We start from the raw sequence: 8182 nt of genomic DNA on the forward strand, positions 1-8182 counted from the left end.
GGAAGACGTCGGCCCCCAGCATGGCATCGGCCAGGGTGCGCATCTCGGTGTCTTTGGCAAAACGTGCTTTGGAAGCATCAAAACCGCCCGGTCGACCGTTGTAGATCACACCTTTGGAATCGCAGACAAACACATTTTTCACCTGCACGCCCAAGCCCACCATCACGTTGAGGCAGGCAATGGCAGCCGCACCGGCACCCGAGACAGCAACGCGGACGTCGGCGATGTTCTTGCCCACCAGTTCCAGTGCATTGATCAGTGCGGCACTGGAAATGATGGCCGTGCCGTGCTGATCGTCGTGAAAAACCGGAATGCCCATGCGTTCACTGAGTTTTTGCTCGATGTAGAAGCACTCCGGGGCTTTGATGTCTTCCAGGTTGATGCCACCCAGCGTGGGTTCCATGGCCGCAATGATGTCGATCAGCTTGTCGGGGTCGCGCTCGGCCAGTTCGATGTCGAACACGTCGATACCGGCAAATTTCTTGAACAGACAGCCCTTGCCCTCCATCACCGGTTTACCGGCCAACGGGCCAATGTCGCCCAGGCCCAGCACGGCTGTGCCGTTGGTGATGACCGCCACCAGATTGCCACGGCTGGTGTATTCGTGCGCCAACGCCGGATTGGCCTGAATTTCCAGGCAGGGGTAGGCCACGCCGGGCGAATAGGCCAGGCTCAGGTCACGCTGGTTGTGCAGCGGCTTGGTGGCGTTGACCGAAATCTTGCCACGGGTGGGCAAACGGTGGTATTCACAGGCGGCGTCGTGCAGGGCTTGTTCAACAGGGGATAGGGGTTCGCTCACAGTGTCTCCGTATTGTTTTGGGTGGGGCGCTACTTTACTCCTGCACACAAGCCTTCAGCTCAGCAAATCACACAAACTGCGTGCTATCACCTTGGTGGCACGGCGAAGGTCGTTGAGGTCCAGGCGTTCATCGGCGCGCTTGGCGTGCGATTCGAGCACCGTGCGCGGGCCGGCACCGTAGATCACGCCGGGGATACCGCGTTCGACAAACAGGCGCACATCGGTGTACAGCGGCGTGCCCAGGGCGGGAATATCTTCGCCAAACACTTGTTTGCCGTGCTTCTGGATGGCATCCACCAGCGGGCGGTTGCCGGGCAGCGGCTTCATGGCATGCGCCAAAAGCATGCGCCGGATATCGACCGTGATGCCGGGCAGCGCGGCAGCGGTTTGTGTGATCAGCTCGCGCAGCGTGGCTTCAACCTGTGCGGCGTTCTCTTCGGGGATCATGCGCCGGTCCAGTTTGAACGTGACCTTGCCGGGAATCACATTGGTGTTGGTGCCGCCCTGGATCAGGCCGATGTTCAGGTACGGGTGGGTGATGCCCTCAACGCCGGACTTGATGGTGGCGCGATAGTGCGCGTTCTGTGCATACAGCACGCTCAGAATCTTCACGGCCGCTTGCAGCGCATCGACGCCGGATTCAGGAATGGCAGCGTGCGCCATCTGGCCATGTACGGTCACTTCAAGCTGTAGGCAGCCGTTGTGCGCGGTGATGACCTGATAGCTGAAACCCGCCGCCATCATCAGGTCGGGTTTTGTCAGTCCGTGCGCCAGGAGCCAGGCCGGGCCGACCTCGCCGCCAAACTCTTCGTCGTAGGTCAGCAGCAGGTCGATCTGGCCCTGCTTGGGTGCACTGACCGCTTCGAGCGCACGAATGGCAAACGCGTAGGTCGAAAAGTCACATTTGCTCACGGCAGCGGCGCGGCCATAGATCTTGCCACCTTCGATCTCGCCGCCGTACGGGTCATGCGTCCAGCCCTCGCCTGGCGGCACCACATCGCCATGGGCGTTGAGCGCAATGGTTCTGCCTCCCGCACCATAGTGGCGGCGCACGATCAGGTTGGTGATGCTTTGCAGGCCGGCGGCTTGCACTTCGGTGACGGGTACCGGGTGCTTTTCAGCATTCAGCCCCATGGCGGCAAACAATTCAGCCGCGCGCTCGGCGTGCGGCGCATTGTTGCCCGGCGGCGTGTCGGTGGGCACGCGGATGAGTTCTTGCAGGAAAGCGACCTGTTCATCAAAGTGGGCGTCTATCCAGGTGTCGAGTTGGGTGTAAGGGGTCATGACTGGGCCTCAGAGTGTGTTTGGGCAGAGTGCGCGATGGCGAGTGTCGCAGGATGGTTGGAGCATGGCTGACGAACGACAGCCGCAAATTCACTTGCGAGTTTTTTTGGTGAACAAGGGGGCCATGTTGTTGCGCACCTCGGCGGCAACGTCGACCTCTTCGCCGCGAGAAGCCCGGCTGCCTATGCCAATCAGGTAAAGGCCAAGTCCCACAGAAATCAGACAAATGAACCCAAAGAACACGATCAACACCAGGCCGCCAATCGAGCCCTCTGATCGGAAATTGATGGCGCGTGTATTGATCCAGAAAACAATGGGTGCGACACACAATCCGATGCCACCCAATATGCCAAGCATGGGAAACCGCTTGGCGAAGTATCCCAACAGATAAAAGGTTGCCACGCTGGCCAGCAAAAGCGCAATATAGCTCACAGGGGCCTTCCTCAAGACACTTGCATAACTTAGAGAACGACACGGCAATGCCGTGCAAAGAGTATATTGCCTTGGCAGTCTACAGATTTCGCACTTGGTGTCAGCCCGGGGGTGGCGGCACAAGGCGGGTGGATGCAGGCCGACACGGTCAGGTGAATCCCGCAAGCAAAGGCCGTGAATGACCGGATCAACCGGCGGAGATGATGGAATCCATCCAATGCATCAGGGCTTGAACCGCCAGTTGCATGTCGTCGCTGGTGGTGGCTTCAAGCGGGTTGTGGCTGATGCCGGCGTTCTGGCCGCGAACAAACAGCATGGCTTGCGGCATCACCTCATGCAGTTTCATCGCGTCGTGGCCGGCACCGCTGGGCAGGCGGTGCACGGGCAGGCCCAGCGCTGTGACGGCGGCTTCCCACTGCTGCTGCAAGGCCGGTGCGCTCGGGGCCGCGCTGGCACGCAGGGTTTCGTGCAGCGCGTAGTGCAGGCCACGCCGATGGCAAATTTGCTGTAATTGTGCTAGCACGTCACGCTCAAGGATATTGCGCTGCAGGTCGTTCGGGGCCCGCAAATCGAGGCTGAAGGTACAGCGCCCCGGCACCACATTGACGCTACCGGCGGGCACGTTGAGCTGGCCCATGGTGGCGACTGAATCACCGTCTTGCGCAGCGCGATGTTCCAGGTACAAAGCCAGTTCGGCCACGGCGCACGCGGCGTCCTGTCGCAATTGCATCGGCGTGGTGCCAGCGTGACAGGCGGTACCGACCACCTCGCCGCTGTAACGCACGCTGGCGTTGATGGACGTGACCACGCCCAGCGGCAGGTTCATGGCGTTGAGCACCGGACCCTGTTCGATATGCACTTCAACAAAACCCAGGTACTGCGCCGGGTCACGCTTGAGCTGGGCAATGGCGGTCAGCACATCGGCATGGCTGGCAGCGGTGCTGCACCGGTCAGCGTGCTGCATGGCGGTGAGCATCGTGATGCCGTCGCTGTCCTGCTGATCCAGCCAATCGGGTTTGAAGTCGCCGGTGAGTGCGCCAGAACCCAGAAATGTGGCCTTGAAGCGCTGGCCTTCTTCTTCGGCAAACGCCACCACCTCAATCGCATACGGCAAGCGTCGCCCCGCGCGGTGCAGCTCGCGCACGCAGGCCATCGGCACAAAAATGCCCAGTCGGCCGTCGTACTTGCCGGCATTGCGCACCGTGTCGTAGTGGCTGCCGGTCAAAAGGGTTTTGCGATTTACATAGATTTTAGGGCTGTAGCCCATATCCTGATTGCACTGGACGCTATCAATGTCAGAATCATTCGGGGTGGCTGCCGGACTGTCCTTCGAGGGTGCGTCGGCTTCGTAGCGCCCCACCACATTGCCCACTGTGTCGATCTGCGCGCTGTCAAAACCACAATCCAGCATCCAGCCCTGAATGCGCTGCGCGCAGGCGCGGTGCGCGTCGCTCAGGTAGGTCACGGTGAGCTGGCCCTGTTCGGCATAGCCCGGCTCGGAAAAATCAGCCAGCGCCTCCTGCCAGTCCCACACGGCGTTGCCCAGATCGGGTGTCAGGCCAAATTTGTCATTCAGGCGGATTTCGGCAATGCGGTGGATGTTGCGCAGGCATTCCTGCAACTCAAAGTCGGAATGGCCGCCCAGACGGCGCTCGAAGGTGGCGATGATCTCGGCACGGCTCAAGCCGGTGCCGCGTGCGCCACGCACCGCCAGTATGAAGGGCCAGCCAAATTTGGCGTTGTAGTCGGCGTTGAGCTGCTGCAGTCTGGCAAATTCGTCGGCGCTGCAATGCGTCAAGCCGGCCTTGCTTTGCTCGTTGGTCGATTCGGCGGTGAGGCTCTGGCTGACCATGGCTTTGCCGGCCAGCTCCGGGTGGGCGCGGATCAGCGCCACCTGGGCCTCGCGTGGTGCGGCGGCCAACACTTGGGTCATGATGTACTTGAGCTGGTGGATCGACTGGAACGGGCGCTGCAGCAAGGCGGCTTCGGCAATCCACGGTGAGTGCTCATACAAGCCGTCGAGCATGTCCATGGCGTCGGGCAGTGTTGCGGTGTTGAGATGGTCAAGGGTTAAGGGCATGGTGTTGCTCCGCGGGGGTGGGCGGTGGGCTGGGGGCTATGGTCCGCAGAATTGGGGTCAGAGCCCCATTCGGGGATGCGACTTTGACGAATCAGAGAAAGCTGGGCCGAATGGGGATCCGACCCCAAATCTGCTGCAGCGTGCGTGTTTGAACCTTTGGGTGGTCGTGTTGGTGCCGTGCTCTCGACGCATAAGCCATTCGGTCGCGTTTTCCGCAACCAAACCGCTCGGTCCAGCCAGGCGGGGCTGCGGTGCGGCAGCCGATTTCTGGTACTCCAGCATGAGGCTGATGCGCCGCAGCCACGCCTGGCGGGTTGAGTAGCGAGCGGCCCAGCACAGACAAGGCAACGCACAGCGGTGGGCACAAAACAATTCAAATCCATCAATCACTCTCAAAAAAAGAGCTTCTAACGCAATGACAGAAAATGCTGGAGACATCAAAGCACAAAAACACTGATCTGCTCGAGCAACTCACCCGACAAACGGATGCACCGCCTGCCAATGCCGCGCAATGTCCAGCCGCCGGCACACCCACACCCGGTCAAAGCGCGCGATGTGATCCAGAAAACGCTGCAGCGCGGTGATGCGCCCAGGCCGCCCGAGCAGTCGGCAATGCATGCCCACGCTCATCATCTTGGGTGCGTTCAACCCGCTCGGGTCACCTTCGGCATATAGCGCATCAAACGTATCTCTCAAATACTGGAAAAACGGATCGGCGTGCGAATACCCTTGCGGCAGCGCAAAACGCATGTCGTTGCAGTCCAGCGTGTAGGGCACTATGAGCTGCGGCACCACGTCGCCATCGGTTTTGCGCACCTGCATCCAGAGCGGCAGGTCGTCGCCGTAGTAGTCGCTGTCGTACTCAAAACCACCAAAGTCGGCCACCAGGCGGCGGGTGTGGGGGCTGTCGCGCCCGGTATACCAGCCCAGTGGGCGCTCGCCCATCAATTCGGTCAGGATGGCCATGCCGCGCGCCATGTGCTCGCGCTCAACCTCTTCGGGCAGATTCTGGTAATGGATCCAGCGCCAGCCGTGGCAGGCGATCTCGTGCCCCAACTGCTGACACGCCTGCACCAGCTCGGGGTAGCGCTGCAGCGCCATCGACACGCCAAATACGGTCAGCGGCAGGCTGCGCTGCTCGAACTCGCGCAGAATGCGCCAGACGCCGGCACGGCTGCCGTATTCGTAAATGCCCTCCATGCTGATGTGTCGATCGGGGAAACTGGCCGGGTTGAACATTTCAGACAAAAATTGTTCACTGCCCGCGTCGCCGTGCAGCACGCAGTTTTCGCCGCCTTCCTCATAGTTCAGCACAAACTGCACGGCGATACGCGCCTGATCCGGCCACTGAGCGTGGGGCGGCGTCGGACCGTAACCTTTGAGGTCGCGTGGATAGGGCAGGGTGCTGTTGTACAGGCTCATGGCGGGTCAGGGCGGTGAAACACATCCTGCCGGGCAGGACAAGGCTGGCATGATAGCGACATACTCCGGGCGAAATACACTTCAGGCAATTGTTGAGGATCAGACGATGGGATTGAGTACACATGTGTTGGATACCATGCACGGCACACCAGCGGCTGGCATGGCGGTGCGTCTTTATGCCACCGACGGTGAGGCGGCGCAGTGCATCAAAGAATTGGTGCTGAACCAGGATGGCCGCAACCCCGATGGCCTGCTGCTGGACGGTGCCGGTTTGAAACGGGGCACCTACCGGCTGGTGTTTGAGGTGGCGGCGTATTTCAAGGCGCGCGCCGTGGTGTTGCCAGAGCCGAATTTTCTGGACCGGGTGATACTGGACTTTGGCGTGGCTGATGCGTCAGCGCATTACCATGTGCCGCTGCTGGTCAGCCCCTGGAGTTATTCGACCTATCGGGGGTCGTGAGGTGGACGCTCGTCTGTCCTGCGAGGAAATCCCTGAAATGTTGGGGACAGAGCAAATTGGCTGCGCCAATCTTGGTCTGTCCCGCAAGGGATCAGTATTGTCCTTCGGTCAGGGTGTCGAGTTGGAAGGTTCCGCTTTTGTGCCACAGCCAGGTGTCGGTGTAGGTCACGCGGCCCATGTTCACGGGGGCCGGGTAGGGGGCCGCGTGGCGCACGGTGCGTTCGATTTCAGCGATCACCTCGGGTGCGTGTTTGGGGGCTCGCATCCAGCTCAGGGCCGTGACTTGGCCCAGCCTGTCCACCTCGACTTGCAGGACACCGATGGCATACAACAGCGGCGGCATTTTGCCCCGGTAGACGCGGTCCTGGTTTTTGCCGTACAAATGGCTGGCTGCATCACGCCGATAGTCGCGCGGGGTTCTGGCCTGAGACACCAGCGTGGGTGTCGCCACCGGGGCAGGCGGCGGCTCGACCTGCACCATGGGCGCGGGCGGCGGCGTGACGACGGGGGCCGGCAAGGGCTTGGGCGGCGGCAGTGGTGTCGAAGTACAACCCGCCAATGCAGCCATCAGGGCCAAAGCCAGGCGCGATACGACGCTGGCGGTGGCCTGATGCTCATGGCTGGGCGGCAAGATGAAGAGGCGTTTAGGCATGTGCAGGGTTCTGGTGGGTCATACGAGCATATGGCAAGCCCCGTAATGTGCCTGAAATCCGGCCCAAGTGGCAAACCTGTTGCGAAGGAAAAGGTAAGCTTTTGTGTCACAAGCCACTGAATTTCTGACTTTGCTGGCCAATGCACCGGCAGTGTTGGTGCGGGTGCAGGCCCATCGCGGCTCGGTTCCGCGCGAGTCTGATGCCTGGATGGCCGTCTTCGATCAGTCTTGCCTGGGCACCGTGGGCGGTGGGCAACTGGAGTGGCAAGCCATGGCGCAAGCGCGCGTTCTGCTGGGTGATCCATCATCTGCGCCAGTGCTGATGCGGTATCCGCTGGGCCCGTCAATGGGCCAATGCTGTGGTGGCGAAGTGCATCTGCGTTATGAGCGCGTCAGCGCGGTCGATGTGCCGGCGCTGCGTCAACAATTTGACGCGGTACGAGCCCGTTGGCCGTGGCTGGTGTTGTTTGGCGGCGGCCACGTGGGTGCGGCGCTGGTACGACTGTTGGCCAGCCTGCCGGTTCAGGTGCAATGGATCGACAGCCGCGAAGGCATCTTCCCGCTCCAGTTGCCAGACAACGTGGTGAGTGATCTGTCGGAGCCGGTGCAACTGGCCGTGCCGTCGATGCCGGCGCGTGCGCTGGTGCTGATCATGAGTTTCAGTCACGCGCAGGACCTGGATGTGGTGGCTGCCTGTCTGTCGCGACAGCGGCAGAATGCGGACCTGAGCTGGATCGGCTTGATTGGCAGCCAAAGCAAATGGGCCACTTTTCGGAACCGGCTGGCGCAACGGGGCTTTACGGAGGCCGAGATGACGCGGGTTCAATGCCCGATTGGTTTGCATGGCATCCGTGGCAAGCAGCCGGAGGTGATTGCGGTGTCGGTTGCGGCACAAGTCTTGCAGGTGCTGGCGTCGGGCGGCAAATCCGCAGACCCCTTAGAAATGGAATCTTGAATGGAAAGTTACTACCTTGACTGGGCCAATCTGTTGTTGCGCTGGGTGCATGTGATCACCGCCATCGCCTGGATTGGCTCGTCCTTCTATTTTGTGTT

Annotated in this window: 9 protein-coding genes; 3 read left to right on the forward strand and 6 right to left on the reverse strand. The window is 61.0% G+C overall.

Annotation, left to right across the window (positions count from 1 at the left end):
• From KBF66_RS17805 to puuE, 5 genes are all read right to left on the reverse strand, one after another.
• The coding region (locus KBF66_RS17805; protein WP_296660602.1) for a malic enzyme-like NAD(P)-binding protein at positions 1–799 on the reverse strand (799 nt) is incomplete at its 3' end.
• A 54-nt stretch (positions 800–853) separates the two neighbouring features.
• Positions 854–2083, reverse strand: a complete 1230-nt coding sequence (locus tag KBF66_RS17810; protein ID WP_296660606.1) for a M20/M25/M40 family metallo-hydrolase — start codon at positions 2081–2083, stop codon at positions 854–856.
• Between the two features lie 90 nt (positions 2084–2173).
• On the reverse strand, positions 2174–2515 hold the full coding sequence (locus tag KBF66_RS17815) for a hypothetical protein (RefSeq protein WP_296660610.1): 342 nt from the start codon (positions 2513–2515) through the stop codon (positions 2174–2176).
• Positions 2516–2702: 187 nt separating this feature from the next.
• Positions 2703–4595 carry a 2-oxo-4-hydroxy-4-carboxy-5-ureidoimidazoline decarboxylase gene (gene uraD / locus KBF66_RS17820; protein ID WP_296660613.1) on the reverse strand — a complete coding sequence of 631 codons (1893 nt, stop codon included), beginning with the start codon at positions 4593–4595 and terminating at the stop codon, positions 2703–2705.
• A 471-nt stretch (positions 4596–5066) separates the two neighbouring features.
• Positions 5067–6017, reverse strand: coding sequence for an allantoinase PuuE (puuE, locus tag KBF66_RS17825; protein WP_296660616.1), 951 nt, complete (start codon positions 6015–6017; stop codon positions 5067–5069).
• Between the two features lie 106 nt (positions 6018–6123).
• Here puuE and uraH point away from each other — a divergent pair, with 106 nt between their 5' ends.
• On the forward strand, positions 6124–6477 hold the full coding sequence (gene uraH, locus KBF66_RS17830; protein ID WP_296660619.1) for a hydroxyisourate hydrolase: 354 nt from the start codon (positions 6124–6126) through the stop codon (positions 6475–6477).
• Between the two features lie 91 nt (positions 6478–6568).
• Here the strand turns inward: uraH and KBF66_RS17835 are convergent, their stop codons facing one another.
• Positions 6569–7129 (reverse strand): hypothetical protein, encoded by a 561-nt coding sequence (locus KBF66_RS17835; protein WP_296660622.1) that lies wholly within the window; start codon positions 7127–7129, stop codon positions 6569–6571.
• Positions 7130–7232: 103 nt separating this feature from the next.
• Here KBF66_RS17835 and xdhC point away from each other — a divergent pair, with 103 nt between their 5' ends.
• Both xdhC and KBF66_RS17845 read left to right on the forward strand, forming a co-directional pair.
• Positions 7233–8084, forward strand: a complete 852-nt coding sequence (gene xdhC, locus KBF66_RS17840) for a xanthine dehydrogenase accessory protein XdhC (RefSeq protein ID WP_296660625.1) — start codon at positions 7233–7235, stop codon at positions 8082–8084.
• Positions 8085–8182: urate hydroxylase PuuD (locus tag KBF66_RS17845; protein WP_296660630.1), on the forward strand; the 98-nt coding region annotated here is incomplete at its 3' end.

The sequence above is a fragment of the Rhodoferax sp. genome, assembly GCF_018063565.1.
GTDB lineage: Bacteria > Pseudomonadota > Gammaproteobacteria > Burkholderiales > Burkholderiaceae_C > Rhodoferax.